Raw genomic sequence first — 22,061 nt, 5'->3', positions numbered from 1 at the left:
ATACAAGCGTCCCCGCTGCCTCAACGCCGAGGAGATGGATCCACATGACCGACACGACCGTGCCCGACACGGGAACCGGCTACGGGCGCAAGCCCTCCTCGCACGACGCCCGTCTGACCGAGGTCGGCCCCGGCACGCCGATGGGCGAGGCGCTGCGCCGTCACTGGCAGCCGATCGCCAGCTCCACCGCCCTGACCAGCGACGTTCCCCACCGTGTCCGCATGCTGGGTGAGAACCTGATCGTCTTCAGGGACGGCCAGGGCCGCCCCGGTGTCGTCTTCGAGCGGTGCGCACACCGCGGCAGCAGCCTTTTCTACGGCCGCATCGAGGAGGACGGCATCCGCTGCTGCTACCACGGCTGGAAGTTCGACGTGCAGGGCCACTGCCTGGAACAGGCCTGCGAACTCGACGGCGGCCGCCGCCGCGACCTCGCCCGCCAGCCCTGGTACCCGGTGGAGGAGGCCTACGGCCTGGTCTTCGTCTACATGGGCCCGCCCGAGCTCAAGCCCCCGCTGCCGCGCTATGACAGCCTTGAACCCCTGGGCGAGGGCGAGAGCTACCACACCAGCTGGATGGTGCCCGGCGCCGAGGTGATCGGTCTGGAGCAGGACTACAACTGGCTCCAGCTGTTCGAGAACGCCGTCGACCCCGTGCACGCGGCGTGGCTGCACTCCAACCACAGCGGGTTCCAGTTCCAGGGCACCGGCACGACCGGCTTCCCCGAGCACTACTACGACCCCTCCACGGCCGCCGAGCGCACCACCTACCTCCGCACCGGCAACGGCGTGAAGTACATCTGGCGCTACCAGGACGACCTGGGCGCCGACGGCGCGAGCGTGGACCTGGAGTGGTCCGTGGAGTGCATGCTGCCCAACATCATCGCCCTGCCCGACTTCATCCGCTCGACCCCCGACGTGCGCTGCGACATGCTGATCTGGGTGGTCCCGGCCGACGACACCCACCACCGGCTGGTCTTCTCCGTCCGCTCCGCCGATCCCGAGCGGGCCACGTCCTTCATGTTCGGCATCAAGCAGAACGGCAAGGACGGCTGGCTGCTGAGCGAGGAGGAGAAGCAGCGCTTCCCCGGCGACTACGAGGCCCAGTGGTCGCAGGGCCCCATCACCCAGCACTCCGAGGAGACCCTGGCTCCGTCCGACAAGGGCGTCGTCATGCTCCGGCGCCTGCTGCGCACGATGATCGACGACGTCGAGGCCGGACGCACCCCGCTCGGCGTCGCCACCCCCGGCGAGCCGGTCCGCCACGTGGAGGCCGGCCTCGTCACCCGGCCCCAGGCACCCGCGGAGACCGACCGGGTGGCCGCGCCCACGGCAGCGGGGGCGTGACCGAAGCGTGAGCACCACCTCCTGGACGGACGTGGTCGTCGTCGCCCGCTACGACGCCACGCCCAGAATCGCGGTCTTCGACCTCGCCCGCGCCGACGGCGCCGACCTGTGGGAGTACGAACCCGGCGCCCACATCGACGTAGAGGTCGGTGAAGCGGCACTGGTCAGGCAGTACTCCCTGTGCGGGCCTCCCGGCCTCCACAAGCAGTACCGGATCGCGGTCCTCGACGAGGCCGCCTCGCGCGGCGGATCACGCGCCATGCACGCCCTCACCGAGGGCGACACGCTGCGCATCGCCGCACCGCGCAACCGCTTCGGTCTGACGTCCGCACGCCGGCACCTGCTCCTCGCGGGCGGCATCGGCATCACCCCGCTGCTGTCGATGGCCCAGATGCTCGACACCACCGGGGGCGACTACCACCTGCACTACTGTGCCCGCAGCCGGAGCGAGGCCGCCTTCCTCGCCGAGTTGGAGGACCATCCGCGGGTCACCCTCCACTTCGATGACCAGGCACCCGAGCAACTCCTGGATCTGCGGCGCGACGTGGGGGCACCCGCCCCCGACACCGCGGTCTACGTCTGCGGTCCCGGCGGGTTCATGGACTACGCGCTGGGGCGGGCAGCCGAGCTGGGATGGCCCGCGTCCGCCCTGCACAAGGAGCGTTTCAGCGCCGCGCCCCCACCCGCCACCGAACCCGACGGGACAGAGGTGGGCGGGTTCACCGTGCGCCTGTCCTCGACGGGAGCGGAGTATGCCGTCCCCGAGGACCAGAGCGTCCTGGACGTCCTGCTGGCGAACGGGGTCGAGGCGCCCTACTCCTGCGGGCAGGGCATCTGCGGCGAGTGCATCGTACGGGTGCGGGCCGGTGAGCCCGATCACCGAGACGACATCCTGACCGACGAGGAGCGCGCGGAGGGCCTGTTCACCCCCTGCTCGTCCCGGTCGAGATCCCCGATCCTGGAGCTCGAACTGTGATCGACTCACCGACACACGCGACAGTGGAGACCGCGCGCTCTGTCCCGGCCACTGTTGAGGACGCCGAGGCCGCCTGGCTCGCCGCGCAGACGCTCCCGGACCCGGAGCCGGCGATCCGTGCCCTGCTGCGTCCCGACTGCGTGATCGTGCACTCGGCCGTCGGCCACATCCACGGCGCGGACGACTGGCTGGCGTACGCCAGGCGCATGGGCCGCACCAGCCAGGTGGACACCTTCGACGTGACCGTGCAGAGGTTCGGCACCACGGCCGTGGTCAGCTGCCTGCAGGAGATGCGGGTCGCCTACGTCCCCGACCTGCCCCCGTTCGTCGTACAGGCCGCCGTCACACGCGTCTGGGTGCGGTCCCCGGAGGGCGGGTGGCAGCTGGCGCATTTGCAACTGGCCCGGCGGCTGCCGCCGGGCTGAGCATCCCGGCCCCGTGAAGACGGTGGCCGTCAGTCCTGGGGCTCGCCGTTCACCGGCGGGCCTTCGTCCTGTGGCGCTTCGGCGAGTGCGGAGATGATCTGACCCACCTGGTTCGCGTAGTGGTCGATGAACTCCGGTGAGGCAGGGTCCTGCTGGACGAGTTCACGAGCGATCCACGGGATGGCCACCGGAGCGATCGAGGCGGCGAAGAAGACGAGGGCCACGGCCCCCACGTCGAGGTCACTGCGGAACTCACCGCGCGCCTGCCGTTCGCGGAGTTCCTCGACGTGCTTGAACAACTCGGCGGCTCGCTCGTCCTCGGCGGGCGGGCGTGTGCCGGGGTCTTCGCGGGTGACCATGTGCACCCACCCCGGGTCCTCGTGTGCCCAGTGGACGTAGCGCCGCACGGCCTCCGCGAAGGTGTGGGTCTGGCTGACCCGCATGGACTCCTCGAGCCACTGCTCGCTCAGTGCCTCGTACAGCCCGCGTTTGCCCCCGAAGTAGTAGGTGATCAGCTGATGGCTGACGCCGGCCGCCTCGGCGATCCGTACGACCCGGGCCCCGTCGAAACCATGGGTGCCGAACTCCGTCGCGGCGGCGGACAGGATGGCCCGCCGGGTGCCCACCGGGTCCCGCTGGCGGTCGGGATTCTTGGGGGCCCTGCGGCGCTGCTGTCGGCCCGACGGTGCTTCCGGCTTTCCCGACGTCGTTTCCTCCGCTGTCACACGGCCGACCTTACCGGCGCTCTCGTTGGACGGGCCAACTACCTGCGGCCCCGTGGTGCTCGCGGCCGGAGCCCCCGTCGCCGGTGGTCACCGGTGCTTCGCGTCCGGTACCGGGGCAGGAGATGTCTCAGCGGCGCGTGCTGCCGCCGTCCGCGACGATGATCTGCCCGGTGACGAACGCGGCGTCGTCGCAGGCGAGGAAGGCCACGACTCCCGAGACATCGGCCGGTATCTGTACACGTTTGATGTTCTGGATCTGGACGGTCTGCTCGAAGAAGAGCTCGCTCGTCTTCTCCGCGGCCGCGGCCGTCCGCACCAGACTCGCCGCGACGCCGTTGACGGTGATGTCATGAGCGGCGAGGTTGGCGGCCAGCACCGAGGTGAGGCCGTTCAGCGCGCCCTTGGCGGAGACATAGGAGACGAAGGGCGGCGGGGGAGTCCAGTAGCTCGAGGACGTGATGTTGATGATTCGTCCCGACCCGGACTTCTTCAGGTCCGCCAGGAACGCCCTGGAGGTCAGGAAGGGGCCGTCCACGTTGACGGCGAAGGTGCGGCGCCAGTCGTCGTAGGTGACGTGGTCGATGTCGGCCAGCAGGACGACGGCGGCGTTGTTCACCAGGATGTCGGTGGCGCCGAGCTCACTTCTCACCCGAGCGGCAAACTCGTTGATCGCGTCCTCGTCGGAGATGTCGACCTCGTCACTGAGGAACCGCTGACCGGTTGCCGCAACGAGTTCCCGCGTCTCGTCGGCCGGATCGACGTCCGCGACCGCGATGTCCGCGCCCTCCGACGCGAGTCTGCGAGCGATCTCCTGCCCGATTCCGGCACTGCCCCCGGTCACGACGGCGGTCTTGCCCGCCAGTCTTCCAGTCATGGCTCATTTCTCCTTGGCCGGCGCTCGAACGGAAGCGGAGCGACACACAGCGTCCTGGGGATTGTGCGCGTCGAGGCTGCGGCCAAGGTCGGCCTGTTCGTCCAATGAACATGTCCATTGAGTGCGACGGGGGTCGTTCCTACCTTGTCGCTGCTCGGCTGGTTGGCCACCGGGACGAGCGTCCTGAATCAGAGCCGTTCGAATTCAGTTTTGGTCGATGAGCCACGCGGAGGCGCTCCGCAAGGCCTCAGGGCGGTTCGGCAGCGTGTTGCCGGGATGACCGCGACAAGAACACCCACAGCGAGATCCGGCAGCGGACGCCGGTTCCGACAGTTGCGCCCTGCGCGCGAGGAGTCATCCATGGTTCAGACCGACACACCCAGTGCGGCACAGGAAGAGGGTGGCAGATACACCCTGAGAGCAGGCACTCTGGCGGCGGTGGTGCTCGCCGTGTGCCTCGCGCAGATAGCCCTCTCCGTCCCCTCGCTCATCAACGGGCTGGTCCAGCAGGATCTCGCACCGTCCTCGGCCCAACTGACGTGGGTCACCGAAGCCTTCATGCTTCCGGTCGCCGCCATGGGACTGGGCTTCGGCGTGTTCGGTGACCTGTTCGGCCGCAAGCGCCTGCTCGTCGGGGGCGCCGCGCTCATCGCCGTGGGCGCGACTCTCGCGATCCTGACACCGGGCGCGGGATCCTCTCCCGACACCCGGGTGACGTTGCTGATCCTTGCCCAGGTCCTCAGCGGCATCGGGGCCGCGGCCATCTTCCCGACGAGCCTCGCCATGGTGGCGGCCGGCACGCACACCACCGCCGCCCGCGCGCGCGGCGTCGCGGTCTGGGCCACCGCGCTCTCGGTCGGCGGCTTCCTCGGCCCGCTGCTGGCCGGCATCGCCGCCAAGATCGATCTCGGCTGGGCCGGGAACGCGAACTGGCGCTGGGCCTTCGTCGGCGTCCTCGTCATCGCCGTGACGAGTGTGGTCCTGTCGCTGGCCCTCGCCCAGAACTCCTCCGCGCCCGAGGGCCGGTCCATCGACTGGCCGGGTCAGATCACCGCCACGCTCGGTCTGTTCGCTCTGATGTACGCCGTGATCCAGGGCTCCGAGAGCGGCTGGGGCAGCCCGCAGATCGTCGTCGCGTTCATCGTCGCGGCCGTCCTCCTCGTACTGTTCGTCCTTGCCGAGAGCCGTGCGGCCGAGCCGCTCCTTCTCCTGAGCGTGTTCAAGAACCGGGCGTTCGCCGTGAACTCGGTGGTCACGCTGATCGGTATGTTCGCGTTCCTCGTGATCATGTACGGCACCAGCATCCGCCTCACCATCATCCAGGGATTCAGCCCCCTGCAGAGCTCCGTCGCCTACCTCTTCTTCGGAGGCATCGGCTTCGTCCTGCTGCCCCTCACCTCCAAGCTGCTCGAGCGCTTCAACCCCCGGTGGGTTCTCTGCGGGGCCCTGACCCTCATCGGCGCCAGCGGGCTGTGGTTCGCCGGCATTTCGACGAGCAACCGGGCGCTGAGCGCCATCTTCGGGCCGCTGATTCTCGCCGGCGTCGGCTCGGCACTCGCCTTCGCTTCCATCAGCGCGGTCGCGGTCAACACACTTCCCAACCACCTCGCCGGTATGGCGAGCGGGGTCACCAGCACGTTCCGGGATCTCGGGTTCGCTCTCGGCCCCGCGATCGCCGGCGCCATCGCGCTGAGCCGGGCCGCCGACGAGATCGCCCGCAAGCTGTCCGGCGATCCTCAACTGAGGAACGCCTACGAGGCCTTCCAGGCTTCGGCGGCCCATGCTCCCGCCGCGCAGAGACCGCAGCTGGAGGCGGCGGTGCACGCCGTGCAGTCGGGCCCGCTCGGAGCCAACTCGGTGCCGTCCAGCATCACCACGCCGGATGGCCACGTCGTGCCCTTCAACCCCCTCAAGCACGTCGCTTTCGACGCCCTCAGCAGCAGTTACTCCCTCGCGTACGTTCTCGGTGGCGTGGCCGCCCTCGTGGCGGCGGCACTCACTCTCGTCGGCGCGCGCGGTGGCGCGGTCCAGGCTCATCTCGAGGACGACCCGCACACCCTCGACGGCTGACCTTCTGAGGAACGGGCCGGCGCCGGAACACAGGCAGCCGGCCGACCAGGACAACAGAACAACCACAGCGCCCGCCGCGATCTCCCTCGGGAGCAGTCGCGGCGGGCCACGGCGTACCAGGCACCACGACCAGCAGACGCACTCGGACAGGAGTCGAACAATGACCACCGCGCACCCAGGTCCGGCCAGTGTGAACGGCATCCGCATGCCGGACACGGTCGATCAGGCGGAGGCGGCATGGCTCGTCGCGATCACGGCCGGCGACGAGGAGCAGCGCCGGCTCATGCTTCCGGACTGCGTGATCGTGCACGCGCCGGTCGGGAACGTCCATGACCGCGAGCGCTTCCTCAGCTACAACGCGTCCATGGGACCCACCCTCGAGGCGGAGACCAGCGAAGTGACGTGTCGGGAGCGAGGGGGGCGGGCGATCGTCACGTGCTACCAGAAGATGCGCATCCGGCGCCTGCCCGACCTGCCGCCGTTCCTGGTGCAGGCCGTGGCCACCCGGGTGTGGTTCTCGACCGACGAGGGGTGGCGCCTGGGCCACATGCAGCTCTCCCGGCGGCAGCCGCCGGTATGACGCGCCGGTTCCCTCGCGCTGCGAGGGGTCATGCGGCGCGAACGGGAATGCCCGGCCTCCAGCCCAGGCTCCTGGACAGTCCCAGTCCGCTCGCGACCAGTGTGGGAACGGCCGCCTGCAGTTTGATCGATCCGGCGGCCACCACCACGGACATGGCCGCGACGACGTTGCCGCTGCCGTCGACGATGCGCGTCGCGACCGACTCGGCCCCTTCGCTCAGCTCTTCCTTGACGACCACCGTTCCGGTCGCGCGGCAGGATGCCAGTTCGCGACGGAGTTCGGCGGGGTCCACGATCGTCCTGGGGGTGAAACGCTGCAGCCTTCCCGCCAGCACCTCATCGATGAAGGCCGGGCTGCTGTGGCTCAGCAGCACTTTGCCGACGCCTGAGCAGTGCAAGGGCAGAAGGCCGCCGACCTGCGAGGTCAGACCGACGGCGTTGACCGCCGACAGCCGCTCGATGATCACGGCCTGGTCGCCCTGGAGGACGGCCAGCTGCACATGCTGGCGAAGGGCGGTGTACAGGTCCTCCACGAACGGCTGCGCGGCGCTGCGCAGCGTCTCGGCGCGCGGCGCGAGAGTCCCGAGGCGCCACAGCGGCAGACCGATCGCGAACCTGTTGCCGCTGGTGCGCTCCAGCGCGCCGGCCTCCAGAAGGTCGAGCGTGAGGCGTCTGGCGGTGGCGTGCGGCATGCCGGTACGCCGGACCAGGTCGGCCAGGCTCAGCTCGGTGTGGTCGGTGTCGAAGGAGTACAGCAGATCCCAGAGGCGAGAGCTGACCGATCGTCCTGGCTCTTGCGCGCGGGGCATGGCCTCTCCTCCATCGTCAGTGGCTTCGGCCACCCTACCTCGCATGTTCGTTGGATGAACCACTCTGTTCTAACAATGCGCGATGTGCCGAAGTCTTGCGCAGAGCCAGTCACCTACCTCGGCTCAAGGCCCATGGGAGGGAAAGAGAATGACGAGTACGGAAGCCGGCCCGAAGATCGCGATCCTGGGCGGCGGCATCGGGGGCCTCGCCGCCGCGGCTTTCCTTCGCGAGAAGGGCTTCGACAGTGACGTCTACGAACAGGCGGCAGCCCTGACCGAAGTCGGTGCCGGCCTCGTGATCGCGCCCAACGCCGCCCGCCTGCTGCGACGTCTGGGCGTGCTGGACCGGTTCATCAAGCGCGCGGTGCGGATGGAGACCGGCTGGGAGTTCCGGCGCTGGGAGAACGGCCAGGTCCTGTCCGCGGAAAACCTTCAGGAGGGGTGCGTACGCCTGTACGGCGAGCACACCTATGCCGCCCACCGCGCCGACCTGCTGGACGCCTTGAGGTCGGCCGTCCCCGAGCACTCGATCCACCTCGGCAAGCGCTGCGTCGCGGTCGAGTTCGAAGGCGACCAGGCGGTTCTCCGGTTCGAGGACGGTGAGACGGTTCGCCCGGACATCCTCATCGGCGCGGACGGAGTCCACTCACGCGTGCGCGGCGCCATCGTCGGACCGACCGAGGCCAGGGAGTCGGGCATCTGCGCCTTCCGGGCCCTCGTACCTGCTCAGAAGGCACCCGACTTCGCCAGGCGGCGCGCCCAGACCCTCTGGATCGGCCCCGACCACCACCTCGTGCACTACCCGGTCTCCGGCGAGGAGTACGTCAACCTCGTCGCCTTCGCACCTGCCGGAGCCAACAGTGTCGAGTCATGGACGGCCACCGCGACACTCGAAGAACTGCTCGACGAGTTCGCCGGCTGGGACCCGCGTCTGGTGGACCTGATCACGGCGGCCGACACGCCGGGACGCTGGGCATTGCTCGACCGCGAGCCCCTCGACAACTGGAACCGCGCAAACGCGACCCTGCTGGGCGACGCGGCCCACCCGATGTTCCCGTTCTTCGCCCAGGGCGCCGCCCAGGCGATCGAGGACGGCGCCGTCCTGGCCCTGTGTCTCGCGGAGGATCCGGAGAATCCGGTCGCGGCGCTGGGACGCTACGAAGAGCTTCGTCGCCCCCGCACGACACGCCTGCAGGAGGTGTCGCACGGAAGGTCCCACATCAACCACCTTCCGGACGGCCCTGAGCAGCAGGCGCGCGACCTGGCGTACGCGCAGGCCGACCCCCTCAGGGCGAACGGCTGGATCTACGCCTACGACCCCGAGGTCGCCGCCGGGCGTGTGATCAAGGCCGAGCCGAGGACGCCGTAAGCCTGATACCGCATCCGCTCATCCGCGCACGGTCCGGTCGGCGCGGTCGCGAACCGCGCAGGTCGGACAAGGCGTTGACCATCCAACGAACACAGGCATTGTCGCTCCCCAGACCTCACCCGAGACTGCGGAACGGGCGGCCCGGGACGCGGCCCGGTCCCCAGCGCATCGTGTCGAAAATCCTGAGCACGTCCAGAAGGGCGGATCATCGAATGGCAACCACAACCGGTAGTGGGCTCGTCGTGCGAACCCTGCAGCGAGCCGGCGTCAACGTGGCCTTCGGCCTGCCCGGAGCACACATCGACGGCATCCTCCAGGAGGCCCTGGACGCCAAGCTGCGGATCGTCGACGTGCGCCATGAGGTGAACGCCGGCCACGCCGCCGAGGGCTACGCACGGGTCACCGGGGGCCTGGGGGTTGCCGTCGTGACAGCGGGCGGTGGCTTCACCAACGTCCTGACCTCGATCGCCAACGCCCATCTGGACCGGACCCCCGTCCTCTACATCGCGGGCTCCGGCCCGCTGGAGACGGACCAGGTCAACGACCAGCAGGCCGGGTTCGACCAGGTGGCCATGGCCACTCCGGTGACCAAGTTCGCGCACCGCGTGACCCGTACCGAGCTGATTCCCCGTCTGGTCGCCCAGGCCGTCCGCATCGCGCAGTCGGAGCCCAAAGGCCCGGTGCTCCTGGACATCCCATGGGACGTCCTGCGTCAGCAAATCGAGGGCGACGAGGTCGAGGACTACCGCGTCGAGATCGACGGCACCGGCATCGCCCCGGCCGGCGGCGTCGACCGGATCATCGAGGCACTGGGCGCCGCCCGTCGGCCCATCGCACTGGTCGGCAAGTCCTTCGTCACCGCCGAAGCGCGCGCCCAGTTGCACGAGTTCGCCGCCCGTACCGGGACGCCCCTCTTCTCCGACTGGGAGGGACTCGGTGCCATTGTCGGGTCCGAGCAGCACGTCGGTCTCCTGCAGACCCTGGCCACCGTCCCCGAGGACGAGCGACCCGACCTGGTCCTGATGCTGGGGCTGCGCTTCGGCTTGGCCACCCAGTTCGGCACGGGCCGCCTGCTCCCGAAGAGCGCACGGATCTTCCAGATCGACCCCGACGGCCGTGAACTCGGCCGTCTGCAAACGGTCGAACTCGGCGTCCAGGCAGACCCGATCGCCACGATCGGCCTGCTGAACGAGCGTCTGGGCGACGGGCCCGCGCCCGCGGGGCGCGACGATTGGCTGGCGACACTGCGGGACATCTCGGCCACCCGGCGGTCCGCGCTCGCCGCCGAGACCGAGGAGCACGAGGGCGCGATCCACCCCTACCTCGCGGTCCGCACGATCGCCGAGAGCGTCCCCGACCAGGCCACCGTGGTCGTCGACGGCGCCCTGACCGAGCTGTGGCTCTCCGAGACGATCGCGCTCGCACCGCTGGCCCACTACCTCGGCCACGGCTACCTCAGCTCCATGGGCAGCAACTTCGGCGTGGCGCTGGGAGCCCAGTACGCCGCCCCCGACAAGGCGACGATCCTCGTCACCGGCGACGGCGCCGTCGGCTACAGCCTCGCCGAGTTCGACTCCCTCGTCAGGGCGGGACTCCCGGTCGTCGTGATCGTCCTCAACAACCAGGCCTGGGGCGCCACCCTGCACACCCAGCAGTTCTTCTTCGGACAGGACCGCGTCACCAACAACCGCCTGGAGAACGGCTCCTACAGCGGCGTGGCACGCGCTCTCGGCGCCGACGGCGTCGACGTCACGGAACTGGACCAGCTCGCCCCGGCGATCGAGGCAGCCCTCGCGGCCGGCCGACCGACCTGCATCGACGTGCGCGTCAGCCTCGCGCCCATTCCTCCGGAGGAGCGGGTCCTGAACGGCGGAGCACCGTTCGGCGGCATCGAGATCGACGCATGAGGCGCTTCCGGTAGTACAGGGGGCGCCCCCGGCTGGGCCGTCGCGCCGCACGGTCTCCAGCAGATGAGCCCTGTCCCACAGGCCCCGCGGGCTTGGTGGGACAGGGCTCACCGGCACCGGCTCTGAGCGCGCCCTAAGCGGAGTGCAGGTCCAGCCCGAAGTGCGCCCTCGCCGTCGTCACCGTGATGACGGGCACGTGCTCCGCGATCTGCGCCTTCGACATCTGCGTCACCAGGAAGTAGTCCTGAAGCGGCAGCCCCTTGCGCGCCACCGAGGAGCCCACCGAGCGGAACAGCAGTTCGGTGGCCTCGTGCGACAGCCGGCACGACGTGTACAACACGTTGCCGAGGGCGACCCAGTCCTCGAAGGAGGGGATGTCGCCGCTCGCCCAACGCTCGCCGAGGCGCTCGTAGTCGTGGGCCGCGGTGAGAAGGACCGCCTGCGCGGCGTCGATTGTCGCCCGCGCCTGGCCCCAGATCCGCTGGCCCTCCTCGTGCTTGTACCGCTCGACCAGCGGCGGGTACAGGCGCTTCTTGGTCAGGATGGTCTCTTCGTAGGCGTCGAGTGCCGCCCACGCCGTACCGACCTGGACCGCCGCGAGCGAGGCCGGATACAGCGGCTGGATCTGACCCAGATACAGGGGGTTACCGGTGGAGCGGGTGCCGTGCGTGCCTTCGGGGAGGTTCGAGTAGCCCCATTCGAACAGCGGGGACACGTTCTCGGCGGGGACGAAGACGTCTTCCGCGACCACCGTGTTGGACCCGCTCGCGCCGAGGGCCATCGTGGCGTGTGCCCCCCAGTCGTCCCGCACGGAGTAGTCGTCGCGGGGGAGGAGAGCCACCACCGGGACGGGATCGGTGCCCTCGGCCAGGATGACCGTGCTCACCATCGCGTGGGTCGAGTACGGGACACCGGACGAGTACGGCCATGCACCGGTGAGGCGGTATCCGCCCTCCGTGGGGACCAGCGAGCCTCGGGGGTTGGCGGAGTGCGGCGCGATGAAGACACCGTCCTCGCCGAAGGCATCCCGCACGACCTCCTCCGGGAAGTGCGCGACCAGGGGGATCGTGTGACCGGTCCCCAGGGTCAGACACCAGCCGATACCGGGGTCCCCGCGCGAGATCTCGATCATCGTCCGGTAGTACGTCTCCAGGCCGAACTCGTACCCCCCGTACTTCCGCGGCTGCACGAGGCGGTAGAAGCCGGCATCCTCGAACGCCTTGTGGATCTCGGGGGAGTACGTGCCCTCATCCGCCGCTTTCACGCGGTTCTCCCGGAGGGTCGGGCGCATCGCCGCGGCACGGGCGATGACCTCCTCCGCGGTGAGGTCCGGCTCCGGTATCCGAAGATCGCCGAACACGGCGGTCGTGTCGTGCGACGACATCGTCGCTCCCTTCGTCCGCTCCGTCTCATCCGGCCTCAATGCCGTGAGACGAGGAGTGGATCGAGTCAACGCCCGGCTCCCCGCGCGCCGCTTGCCCCGATCCGCCAAATCCGGCACAGCGCATTGACCCGCGGAGGCAAGCGAAATGAACGCGTGCCGAACGAGCATGAGAGCCACCTGTTCGATGAACGCGCAGTGGCACGACGAAAGAAGCAACGAAGGGGTTGTTGAAATGGCGAGTGTTCAGCACCTGGCTGTACGCGTCTCGGACCTCGAGCGCTCCACGAGGTTCTACGTCGAGACCTTCGGCGGCAAGGAAGTCCTCAACCCCTACCACACCGGCAAGCAGATGACGGAGATCATCTTCGGTCTGAAGGACACCGACTACCGCATCGGATTCGTCGAACTGCCCGACGGCTTCGGCCTCGAACTGTTCCAGTTCCTCCCCGATCGCAACCCCACGATCGGGGTGCCGCAGCCGGAAGCGTCGTTCATGCACTTCGCCATCGCCGTTGACGACGTCGAGGCCACGCTGGCGCGTGCGGTGGCGAACGGCGGGGAGAGCTTCGGCGATCCGGCCGGGTGGGCTCCGGGCGACCCTGCGAAGTACACCTACATCAAGGACCCGGACGGGAACATCCTCGAAGTGAACGACACGACCTGGGAGCGCATCCTGCACTCCGCGATCGAGCTGTACCCCGAGGCCAAGCGGTAACGACGGCCGGATCGAAGGGAGGGCCGGAGCGCCCCGGCTCTCCCTCCAGCGTGCTGCCCTTCAACGGGTGCACCCGTATATCGTGATGCCATCAAGCCCGGCCCCATCGGGCGCTCGCGACGATGCGAGAGGGGACGCGGATGCCCGCCACCAGATCCTGGGTGTGTCAGCTGCGCCCCACCGCCCTCCCCGACGACCTCGAGCCGGCCTGCCTTCCGCAGACCTGGAACCGGACCGTCGCCGACATCGGTATCGGGGCGTCCGCGTGGGCCGTCGAGTTCTGTCACGAACTCGCGGGGCTCGCGGTCGACCCCGACATCCTCGCAGTCCGTCGCACGGAAGCCGCCGAGGAGCTGCGCCCCACCGCCGAGGCGGTCGTCATGGAGGCCCTGGCAGCTCTGTGTCACGGCCGACCGGTCCCCACGACCGTCCCCCCGGAGACGGCCCGGCAGATCGCCCGCGCGGTCCGACAACGGATTCCGATCGAGCGTGTGCTCGCGTTTCAGCGGGCCTCCCATGCCCGCTTCAGCGACGCTCTCGTCTGCGAGTTCCGGCGCCTCGTGCCGGCCGATCAGCAGTCGGAAGGCCTCTTCGACCTGTCTCGGTTTCTGGTCGACCTCGTGAGTACCTTCTCGCTCGCATGCAGTGCCGCCTACGCGGCCGAGGAGCAGGCGTGGCTCGCGAGCACCGACGGCTCGCGAGGGGAACTGGTCAGGGCTCTGCTGCGGGGCGACCACATGGATGTGAACCCCGCGAAGGCGCTGCGGTACGAGCTCGCGAACCGGACCCATGTCGGCCTGATACTGCGACGCGACGCACACGACGACGCGGCGTCAAGCAGCCTCGATCGAGTGGCCGCCACGCTCCTGACACAGATCGGCGCGATCGGGCACCTGGTGATCCCGTCGGACGAACGCGAGGTGTGGGCATGGGGCGCATTCGCCGACCCGCGCAGCGCGGCGGTGCGCTCGCTCCCCGTGGTGCCGGGCGCCCTGGTCGCGGTCGGGCGCCCGGCGCGCGGCCTCGACGGCTTCCGAGCCACCCACGAAGAGGCGACCGCGGCGGCCCGCGTCACGCTGTACTCGGCCGCCCGCTCACACGATCGCACGGTCTTCTTCGACGACGTCCGACTCGCGGCGCTGCTCACCTCGGACCCGGAGGGGGCGCGAAGCTTCGTCCGGGACGAGCTCGGGGCCCTGGGGCATCCGCGAGAGGCGGTGCTCCAGAAGACCGTGCGCGTCTACCTCGAATGCAACTGCAGCCCCGCGACCACCGCGGCGCGGCTCGGCGTGGTGAAGAACACCGTCGTATACCGCATTCGACGTGCCGAGGAAATTCTGGGACGGAGCGTCAAGGAACAGCAGGGGATCCTGTGGGCGGCGCTCCATCTCGTCGACGTCGTCGACCCCGTGGAGTCGCAGTATTCGGCCTGATGACGGAACGCCGGACGGGGCGAGGGGGCTCGGGGCCGGGTTGTATGCCCGTGTGTCCTCGCGCGGTCGAAGGACCGATTCGCGCCGAACACCACCGCTGTACCGGCTATCCCCGTACAGGCCCGCCGTCGTACCCGAGTTCGTTCCGCTCACCGCGGTGCCGGCCGCCGGACCTGGCCAGTGTCTCGGAGGGCGCGGTGCCGAAGCGTCGGCGGTAGGCGGCGGAGAACCGGCTCAGGTGGGTGAAGCCCCACCGCCCGGCCGCTTCGGTGACTCCCGTGGCGCCCGTCAGCAGTTCGGCATGGACACGGTCCAGACGGACGTTGCGCAGGTACGTCATCGGGGTCACACCGAGGTACTCCCTGAACCCCTCCTGGAGGCGGCGGGCACTGACGCCCGCCGCCCGGGCCAGGTCCCCGACGGTGAAGGGGGTCTCGGGGCGGGCGTCGATCAGCTCGACGGCCTTGCGTACCGTCCGCGGGTAGGCCGGCGGCTGCGGACGCAGCAGCGCTTCGGTGTAGGTGTGCGGCTGGGCCAGCAACAGGCCGCTCACGAGGAGGCGCTCGAAGTGCTGCTGGATCGGCCGCTCACGGATGAGTCCGCCAGTGCTGTCGGACTCGGCCACCAGCAGGTCGAGAGTGTTGCGCCAACTGCGGCCGGGCGCGGACGTCAGGTCGAAGTCGAACGCGAATTCCAGCGGAGCCTGCAGCGGACGGCCCAGGAGGGCCTGCAGTTCGGTCTCGACAAGCCCCCGGTCGATCTTGATCCCCAGATGCTGCTCGCCGTTGTCGCAGCTCAGCAGCCGGTGCTGCTGTGTCGGTGTGAAGACCATGGCGTCGCCGGCGGTCGCCGTCATCTCCTGCCGCCCGGTGGCTGCCTCGAGGGAGCCGCGCAGGACGACATTGATGTGGTAGTGCGACGGTGTCCGCCCGGGATCGACGCGTGTGCGCTGGCCGAAGGTCATCAGGCCGACGGTGACGTGCTCGGTGCGCGTGCCACGGAGTTCCCCGCCGGGGCCGTCGGTGCCCGACAGCGGGGTGACGTCCGCCGGATAGAACAGATCGTTGAGGCGCTCGCGGAAGTCCTCGAAGCCCGATTCGCGGCACAGCACGTGGCTCGCCAGTAGTGAGCGGACCATGCGTCATTGTTATCCGCTCCATGTCCGCACAACAAGGAGCGAGCCACCGGCTTTTGCGCATACTGCCAGGTCATCGGCTTGGTGAGAGGAGTGTCACATAGCAGGTGGATGACCCGAGCCCGGTAGGCCCGAGCCGTCTGAGAATCAGTCGCGGGATTCGGCTGCCGATCGCGCTTCGCGGATGTCGCTCCCCGCCGCGCCTTCATAGCGTTTTTCAGTCTGTTCGTCCGGCCCCTTCCGGCGAATGTCCGCCACGACTGGAGGTCCGTCATGACCGGCACCGACCAAGCGGCGAAGGCCGTCACCGCCGCGGCCGTCGAGAGTTTCCGCGACACCCCGGACCCGCGGCTGCGTGAACTGCTCCAAGGTCTCGTCCGTCATCTGCACAGTTATGTCCGTGAGTTGCGCCCCACGATTCAGGAGTGGGAGTACGCCGTGGAATACCTCACCGCCGTCGGGCAGAAATGTGACCCCACCCGCCAGGAGTTCATCCTGCTCTCCGACGTGCTGGGCGTCTCCATGCTGGTCGAGACGGTGAACGAGCAGGGCGGCGGAACCGAGAGCACGGTCCTGGGCCCCTTCCACGTCGTGGAGTCCCCGAAGCGCGAAAGCGGGGACGGCATCGACCTGATGAGCGTGGGAGAGCCCTGTGTCGTGTCGCTCCGTGTCACGTCGGCGGACGGCAGTCCGCTGGCCGGCGCGAGCGTGGACGTCTGGCAGTGCAGCGCGGACGGCTTCTACGACGTGCAGCAGCCCGACATCCAGCCGCTGGGCAACGGACGCGGTCTCTTCCGTACCGACCACGAGGGCCGCGTGTGGTTTCGCACCGTCGTCCCGAGCCACTACCCCATTCCGACCGACGGCCCGGTGGGAGTGCTGCTCGACGCCACCGAGCGGCACCCCTACCGCCCGGCCCACATCCACTTCATCGTCGAGGCCGACGGCCACCGACCGCTGACGACGCACATCTTCGTCGCCGACGGCCCCTACCTGGACTCCGACGCCGTCTTCGCAGTCAAGGAGAGTCTGGTCGCCGACTTCGCGCAGGTCGACGAAGCGGAGAGGGCCCGCGCGTACCAGGTCACCGCGCCGTTCCGGCTGGCCGAGTTCGATATCGCCGTCGAGCCCGAGACGGACAAGGACGCCGGATGAACGTCCCGCTCGCCTTCGCCTACCAGGCTCTCCCCATGCGGGTGGTGCTGGGTGCCGGAGCCCTCGACCGGCTGGCCGACGAGATCTGCCACGCCGGCCTCCAGCGGGTGATGGTGCTGTGCGCGCCCGGCCGGCGAGACCTGGCCGAGACCGTTGCCGAGCGCATCGGCCCGCACGCAGTGGACATCCACCCGCACGCCCGGATGCACGTGCCCGCCGAGTCGGCGGCCGAGGCCCAACGACGGGCGGAAGAGGTGAACGCAGATGGCTGCGTCGCCGTCGGCGGCGGCTCGGCGATCGGGCTCGGGAAGATCATCGCCCTGCAGTACCGTCTACCGGTCATCGCCGTACCCACGACGTACGCCGGGTCCGAGATGACACCGGTGTGGGGCCTGACGGAGAACGGCGTCAAGCGCACCGGCAAGGACCCCCGCGTGCTGCCGGTCTCGGTGCTGTACGACCCCGCGCTCACCGTGACCCTGCCCGTGGCTGTCTCCGTGACCAGCGGCATGAACGCGATCGCGCACGCGGTCGAGGCGCTCTACGCGCCGGACGCCTCCCCGGTCATCGATCTGATGGCCGAGGAGGGCGTGCGCGCGCTGGCCACCGCGCTCCCGGGCGTCGTGGCCGACGGCGCCGACCTCGATGCCCGCGCCCGTGCCCAGTACGGCGCCTGGCTGTGCGGAGCCTGCCTCGGGGCCACCAGCATGTCCCTGCACCACAAGCTCTGCCACGCCCTCGGCGGCACCCTCGACCTGCCGCACGCTCCCACGCACACCGTGGTGCTTCCGCACGTCCTCGCCTACAACCAGGGCGCGGCGCCCAAGGCGGTCGCCGCCCTCGGTCGTGCCCTCGGCACCCCCACCGACCCGGCCACCCATCTGTGGGACCTCGCGGGCCGGCTCGGCGCTCCGAGGTCCCTGCGGGAACTCGGCATGGCCGAGGGCGACATCGACCGCATCGTCGATGTCGCGCTGACCAACCCCTACGCCAACCCCCGCGAGGTGACCGCGGAAGCGCTTGGCCGACTCCTGCGCTCCGCCTGGTCCGGACAACCCCCGGCTCCCTGAGAGTCCCCTGAGAACGCATTGGGTCCAGTCGGACTTCGACGGTCGGCCGAATGGAACTCCGAGCATGGGCAGCTGTCACAAGCCCAGATGCTTTCGACGTATCGCCCGTCCCGGTGCAGGGCGCGGGACGCCAATCCGCGATCAGGAGCGGGCCGTCGCCCTACGAGGCGTTGGTTGTTCGGCGCAACCGGCGATGAATGGTTTGGTGAAACCGGGCAAGAGGGCAGGCCGACAGGTCGGGTTCCATGAGCACATCGTTTCGTCGATGTGAACTGGAGGCGCGCCGATGTCCAAAACCGCTGATCGAAATCAGACGCGGCAGCACGTGACCTTGATCGACGACGGCTCGCTGGAGCCCGGGCTGTCGGCCGACGGCTTCCGTGAGGCGTTTCGCAACCATCCGGGCGGGGTCGCGGTCGTGACCGCTGATGCCGGCCGAGGCCCGGTCGCCCTGACCGCGACGTCGGTGATATCGGTGAGCGCCACGCCACCGCTCCTGGTTTTCTCGGTGGCGGCCCTCTCGTCGGCGACGCCGACGATCCTGGAGTCGTCGTCCGTGGTGGTGCACCTGCTGGGAGCCGGTCAGATCGATCTCGCGCGTCTGTGCGCGACGAGCGGAGCGGATCGCTTCGCTGACACGGAGGCATGGGCCCGGCTGGCGACCGGTGAGCCGTACTTCGTCGCGGCTCCGGTGTGCATCCGAGGCACCATCGCCGCCACCTTCGCAGCGGGCGCCTCGACGCTCGTCGTCGTCAACGCCACACACGCGCACTACGGGCCGACGGGCGCCGCCGCCCGGAGCGACGCGTCGCGTCCGCTGGTCTACCACGACCGGACCTGGCATCAGCTCAACGAGCAGTCCCAGCTTGTGTCGAGCGCGCAGTAGTGCGATCGCGGTGCCTTCCCCGAAAAGGCAAAGACCTGAGGACTGCTGTCTCTGACCGGTACTTCACCAGCTGACCCATGCCTCACACCCCGTACCAAAGGAGCGGAGAACCTCCCATGGCCAAGCATGAGATCATCATCGCGAGCACGCGACCGGGCCGGATCGGCCTGGCCGTGGGCGAGTGGTTCGAGACCCGGGCGAAGGAGCACGCAGGCTTCGACGACATCGAGTTGGTGGACCTGGCGGAGGTGAACCTGCCGTTCATGAACGAGCCGCACCACCCGCGCCTGGGCAAGTACACCCACCGGCACACCCGTGACTGGAGCGCCAAGGTCGCGGAGGCGGACGCCTTCGTATTCGTGATGCCGGAGTACAACTTCGGCTACAACGCCGAGTTGAAGAACGCCATCGACTACCTGCACCGAGAGTGGCAGTACAAACCGGTGGGCCTGGTCAGCTACGGCGGTGTCTCCGCGGGTACCCGGGCCGCGCAGATGATCAAGCAGGTGGTGACCACTCTGAAGATGACGCCGGTCGTCGAGTCGGTGTCCATTCCGTTCGTCCACCAACTTCTCGACGAGGAGGACGGCCTGGTGGCGAACGACATCATGATCGGCTCCGCGACGGGGATGCTCGACGAACTCGCCCGGGTTGCTGACGCCCTGCGTCCACTACGCGGGGCCGCGGCGGAGTGAACCCGGATGGCACACACCGTTGCCACGCCCGCAGTCGAGGCGCGTGCAGTGCAAGCCCAGGGCTGCTCCTGCCCGGTCACCGGTTCTGGTGCTGAGCTGGTCGCTGCGCACCAAACCCCGTCAAGGTCCGCAGCCCTGGGAGGACGCCGACTCCGCGCCGGCCCCGGACAGGAGTCAGGTCTGGCTGCCGTCCGCTGCTGAGAGGGCCCGTACCGCCTGGGCGACATCCGCGCGGAGGTCGTCGAGGCTGTGGCCGGGGCCGAGGACCATGCGCCGCAGCTGGGGCATGGCGATGCTCCAGCCGGTCAGGGCGAGGGTGAAGAACACGCGGGCGCGGGCGTCGTCGCCCTGGCCGCCTGACGCCGCCGCGTCGATCTTGTCCTGATAGTGGGCGGTGCGGGCCTCTTCCGCCGGGACCGGCTTCTCGCCGAGCTCGAGGGCCTCCCACATGACCAGCCGCAGTGCCTCGGGGTGGGCGCGGTGGTAGTCGAAGAGGCGCTCGGCGTAGGCGGGGAGGTCTGCGCTGGGCGGTACGGCGTCGGCGAGTTCGGCCAGGGCGCGTTCCAGGACGACGGCGAAGAGGGTGTTCTTGTCGCCGAAGTAGTCGTAGATGGCCCGCTTGTTGGCCTTGGCCTCGGCGGCGATACGGTCCACCCGCGCACCGGCGACGCCGTGCGCGGCGAACTCCGCGGTCGCCGCCGCGAGGATGCGTTCCTTGGTCGCTGTGGAGTCGTATGCCATGCATTCGACTGTAACGAACTGGTTCGTTTGACGAAGGGAAGACGGCCGTGCCAGCCTGATTTCGAACCATCCAGTTCGTTCGGTTGGAGTCAGGTGATGTCGCGAAAGGATCCCAAGGCCACCCCCGCGTCAACGGGCGCAGGTCGCAGGCTGCCGCTGCTCATGGCGCTGGCCTGCGGCGTCAGCGTCGCTAACGTCTACTTCCCGCAGGCCCTCACTCCGCTCGTCGCCCGTGGCTTCGGCATCGCTCCGGCCACGGCGGCGGTCGTGGCGACGGTGACCCAGCTCGGCTACGCGGCCGGGCTCTTCCTGCTGGTCCCGCTCGGCGACCGGCTGCCGCGCCGTCCGCTGATCACCGGGCTGCTCACATTGACCGGCCTCGCGCTCCTGGCCGCCGGTCTCGCCCCGGCGTCCGGTCTGCTGCTCGCGGCCGGCGGTGTGGTGGGCGCGGCGACCGTCGTCCCGCAGCTCCTGCTGCCCATGGCCGCCGGACTGGTCGAGCCGGACCGTCGCGGCAGTGTCATCGGCACGCTGCAGGCCGGACTGATCGGCGGCATTCTGCTCGCCCGCACCTTCGGTGGCGTCCTGGGCGAGCACCTGGGCTGGCGCGCACCGTATCTGATCGCTGCCGCCCTGACCGTCCTGCTCGCCGTGGTCCTCGGTCGCGCCCTGCCCGGGACCGCCCCGGCCGCACAGGGCCGCTACCCGAGCCTGCTGGCCGACACGCTGCGCCTGCTCCGCGACGAACGGCAGCTGCGGCGTTCGGTGTTCTTCCAGGTCACCCTCTTCGGCGGATTCAGCGCGGCCTGGACGGCACTGGCCCTGCTGATCACCGGCCCCCGGTACGACCTGGGCACCCAGACCGTTGGCCTGCTGGCCCTGATCGGCGCGGGCAGTATGTTCTGCGCGCCCGCTGCCGGGCGCTGGGTCGACCGGCTCGGCGCCGACCGGGTGAACCTGTGGTGCCTTCTGGCCGCCCTCGCGGCGGCGGCCGTGCTCACCGCGGGCCTGCTGGGCGGAGCGACGGGGCTCGTGGGACTGGCCGTCGGGCTGCTGCTGCTCGACGTGGCGGTCCAGTGCGGACAGGTGGCCAACCAGGCCCGAATCTTCGCCCTGAGGCCCGAGGCGCGTAGTCGTCTCAACACCGGCTACATGACGTGTGCGTTCCTCGGCGGCAGCGCCGGGTCGTGGCTCGGCGCCCGCGCCTACGCCACACTGGGCTGGGGTGCCGTGTGCGCACTGGTCGGGCTGGCCGGACTCGTCGCGCTCGCCACGTACGCGGTCGGCGGGCGGGGGCGGTACGGCGCCCGGAGCGACCGGTCCCAGCCGGTTACCGCTGCCCGCTGAGTACCGCCCCGCCGGTGCTCTTCGGCAGCCGATCCGGCGCACTCACCGGCCCAGGCCTTGCGTACCTCATGCCTCGCGCGCCTCTTGCGCCTGATGTACCGAGTTCTCGGTTGTGGCTCCGCCGAAGAAGCGCACCCAGGTGGTCATGCCGACGAACGCCCTCGGCGGGATCATCATGAGGGAGAGCGCCAGGGGCATGACGACCCGTGACGCGGAAGCCCTCGCGTCGCGGAAGGGTGTCTCCAGCGCTACGAGAGCGCCGCCGAGGGCATATGAGGGTGCCCGGCGCGCGAGTTTCGATCAATGAAAGATCTTGGTTCGCTTCGTCTCGTCGAGGAGGGTGGGCGCACCGTGGATCAGGCAAAGGCGCGGGGACCGTACGCCAAGACCCCTGCCCGCAGGGCGGAGATCGTACGGGCGGCA

General features: G+C 69.6%; 20 protein-coding genes. 14 read left to right on the top strand and 6 right to left on the bottom strand.

Annotated elements, in window-relative coordinates; genetic code table 11:
- The first annotated feature begins 44 nt into the window (after positions 1-44).
- From ACZ3KP_RS21565 to ACZ3KP_RS21555, 3 genes are read left to right on the top strand one after another with little or no spacing between them, the layout of a single operon-like run.
- The gene (locus ACZ3KP_RS21565) at positions 45-1,343 is read left to right on the top strand and encodes a Rieske 2Fe-2S domain-containing protein (RefSeq protein ID WP_467501294.1); all 1,299 of its coding nucleotides are present in this window, start codon (positions 45-47) and stop codon (positions 1,341-1,343) included.
- Positions 1,344-1,350: 7 nt separating this feature from the next.
- Positions 1,351-2,319, top strand: a complete 969-nt coding sequence (locus ACZ3KP_RS21560; protein WP_467501293.1) for a PDR/VanB family oxidoreductase — start codon at positions 1,351-1,353, stop codon at positions 2,317-2,319.
- Complete coding sequence (locus ACZ3KP_RS21555; protein WP_120049487.1) at positions 2,316-2,744, top strand: nuclear transport factor 2 family protein; 429 nt, start codon at positions 2,316-2,318, stop codon at positions 2,742-2,744. The genes ACZ3KP_RS21560 and ACZ3KP_RS21555 overlap by 4 nt, the downstream gene beginning before the upstream one ends.
- Positions 2,745-2,773: 29 nt before the next feature.
- On the opposite strand, the gene ACZ3KP_RS21550 is transcribed toward ACZ3KP_RS21555, so the two are convergent.
- Both ACZ3KP_RS21550 and ACZ3KP_RS21545 read right to left on the bottom strand, forming a co-directional pair.
- On the bottom strand, positions 2,774-3,469 hold the full coding sequence (locus ACZ3KP_RS21550) for a TetR/AcrR family transcriptional regulator (protein ID WP_246090756.1): 696 nt from the start codon (positions 3,467-3,469) through the stop codon (positions 2,774-2,776).
- 127 nt (positions 3,470-3,596) lie between these two features.
- A complete protein-coding gene (locus tag ACZ3KP_RS21545) occupies positions 3,597-4,343 on the bottom strand; it encodes an SDR family NAD(P)-dependent oxidoreductase (protein ID WP_120049485.1) in 747 nt (248 codons plus the stop codon).
- Between the two features lie 360 nt (positions 4,344-4,703).
- On the opposite strand from ACZ3KP_RS21545, the gene ACZ3KP_RS21540 reads away from it, so the two are divergent.
- Together ACZ3KP_RS21540 and ACZ3KP_RS21535 are read left to right on the top strand one after the other, a co-directional pair.
- Positions 4,704-6,413, top strand: coding sequence for an MFS transporter (locus tag ACZ3KP_RS21540; protein WP_120049484.1), 1,710 nt, complete (start codon positions 4,704-4,706; stop codon positions 6,411-6,413).
- Between the two features lie 160 nt (positions 6,414-6,573).
- Positions 6,574-6,993, top strand: coding sequence for a nuclear transport factor 2 family protein (locus ACZ3KP_RS21535; RefSeq protein WP_450752311.1), 420 nt, complete (start codon positions 6,574-6,576; stop codon positions 6,991-6,993).
- A gap of 28 nt (positions 6,994-7,021) precedes the next feature.
- On the opposite strand, the gene ACZ3KP_RS21530 is transcribed toward ACZ3KP_RS21535, so the two are convergent.
- Positions 7,022-7,801 carry an IclR family transcriptional regulator gene (locus ACZ3KP_RS21530; RefSeq protein WP_120049482.1) on the bottom strand — a complete coding sequence of 260 codons (780 nt, stop codon included), beginning with the start codon at positions 7,799-7,801 and terminating at the stop codon, positions 7,022-7,024.
- A 148-nt stretch (positions 7,802-7,949) separates the two neighbouring features.
- On the opposite strand from ACZ3KP_RS21530, the gene ACZ3KP_RS21525 reads away from it, so the two are divergent.
- Together ACZ3KP_RS21525 and ACZ3KP_RS21520 are read left to right on the top strand one after the other, a co-directional pair.
- Complete coding sequence (locus ACZ3KP_RS21525; RefSeq protein ID WP_120049481.1) at positions 7,950-9,170, top strand: FAD-dependent monooxygenase; 1,221 nt, start codon at positions 7,950-7,952, stop codon at positions 9,168-9,170.
- A 212-nt stretch (positions 9,171-9,382) separates the two neighbouring features.
- Entirely contained in the window at positions 9,383-11,077 is a 1,695-nt protein-coding gene (locus ACZ3KP_RS21520) for a thiamine pyrophosphate-binding protein (RefSeq protein ID WP_430379341.1), read from the top strand.
- Positions 11,078-11,210: 133 nt separating this feature from the next.
- On the opposite strand, the gene ACZ3KP_RS21515 is transcribed toward ACZ3KP_RS21520, so the two are convergent.
- Positions 11,211-12,461 carry an acyl-CoA dehydrogenase family protein gene (locus ACZ3KP_RS21515; RefSeq protein WP_162951927.1) on the bottom strand — a complete coding sequence of 417 codons (1,251 nt, stop codon included), beginning with the start codon at positions 12,459-12,461 and terminating at the stop codon, positions 11,211-11,213.
- Positions 12,462-12,693: 232 nt separating this feature from the next.
- Between ACZ3KP_RS21515 and ACZ3KP_RS21510 the strand changes: the two genes are divergently transcribed.
- Complete coding sequence (locus ACZ3KP_RS21510) at positions 12,694-13,176, top strand: VOC family protein (protein WP_162951926.1); 483 nt, start codon at positions 12,694-12,696, stop codon at positions 13,174-13,176.
- 140 nt (positions 13,177-13,316) lie between these two features.
- Positions 13,317-14,609, top strand: a complete 1,293-nt coding sequence (locus ACZ3KP_RS21505; protein ID WP_162951925.1) for a PucR family transcriptional regulator — start codon at positions 13,317-13,319, stop codon at positions 14,607-14,609.
- A gap of 106 nt (positions 14,610-14,715) precedes the next feature.
- Here the strand turns inward: ACZ3KP_RS21505 and ACZ3KP_RS21500 are convergent, their stop codons facing one another.
- Complete coding sequence (locus tag ACZ3KP_RS21500) at positions 14,716-15,747, bottom strand: AraC family transcriptional regulator (RefSeq protein ID WP_450752315.1); 1,032 nt, start codon at positions 15,745-15,747, stop codon at positions 14,716-14,718.
- A 270-nt stretch (positions 15,748-16,017) separates the two neighbouring features.
- Between ACZ3KP_RS21500 and ACZ3KP_RS21495 the strand changes: the two genes are divergently transcribed.
- From ACZ3KP_RS21495 to ACZ3KP_RS21480, 4 genes are all read left to right on the top strand, one after another.
- Entirely contained in the window at positions 16,018-16,899 is an 882-nt protein-coding gene (locus ACZ3KP_RS21495) for a dioxygenase family protein (protein WP_120049475.1), read from the top strand.
- On the top strand, positions 16,896-17,969 hold the full coding sequence (locus ACZ3KP_RS21490; RefSeq protein ID WP_120049474.1) for a maleylacetate reductase: 1,074 nt from the start codon (positions 16,896-16,898) through the stop codon (positions 17,967-17,969). The genes ACZ3KP_RS21495 and ACZ3KP_RS21490 overlap by 4 nt, the downstream gene beginning before the upstream one ends.
- Before the next feature lie 286 nt (positions 17,970-18,255).
- Complete coding sequence (locus tag ACZ3KP_RS21485; RefSeq protein ID WP_120049473.1) at positions 18,256-18,855, top strand: flavin reductase family protein; 600 nt, start codon at positions 18,256-18,258, stop codon at positions 18,853-18,855.
- A gap of 116 nt (positions 18,856-18,971) precedes the next feature.
- Positions 18,972-19,550: an NADPH-dependent FMN reductase gene (locus ACZ3KP_RS21480; RefSeq protein ID WP_467501292.1), complete on the top strand. Its 579-nt coding sequence runs from the start codon at positions 18,972-18,974 to the stop codon at positions 19,548-19,550.
- Between the two features lie 174 nt (positions 19,551-19,724).
- On the opposite strand, the gene ACZ3KP_RS21475 is transcribed toward ACZ3KP_RS21480, so the two are convergent.
- Entirely contained in the window at positions 19,725-20,291 is a 567-nt protein-coding gene (locus ACZ3KP_RS21475; RefSeq protein WP_467501291.1) for a TetR/AcrR family transcriptional regulator, read from the bottom strand.
- A gap of 96 nt (positions 20,292-20,387) precedes the next feature.
- Here ACZ3KP_RS21475 and ACZ3KP_RS21470 point away from each other — a divergent pair, with 96 nt between their 5' ends.
- Positions 20,388-21,638 (top strand): MFS transporter, encoded by a 1,251-nt coding sequence (locus ACZ3KP_RS21470; protein WP_450752320.1) that lies wholly within the window; start codon positions 20,388-20,390, stop codon positions 21,636-21,638.
- Positions 21,639-22,061: the final 423 nt, after the last annotated feature.

The organism is Streptomyces sp. NPDC020958, assembly GCF_055562175.1.
The sequence above is the reverse complement of the archived record's forward strand: the minus strand, read 5'-3'. Positions and strand labels throughout refer to the sequence as shown.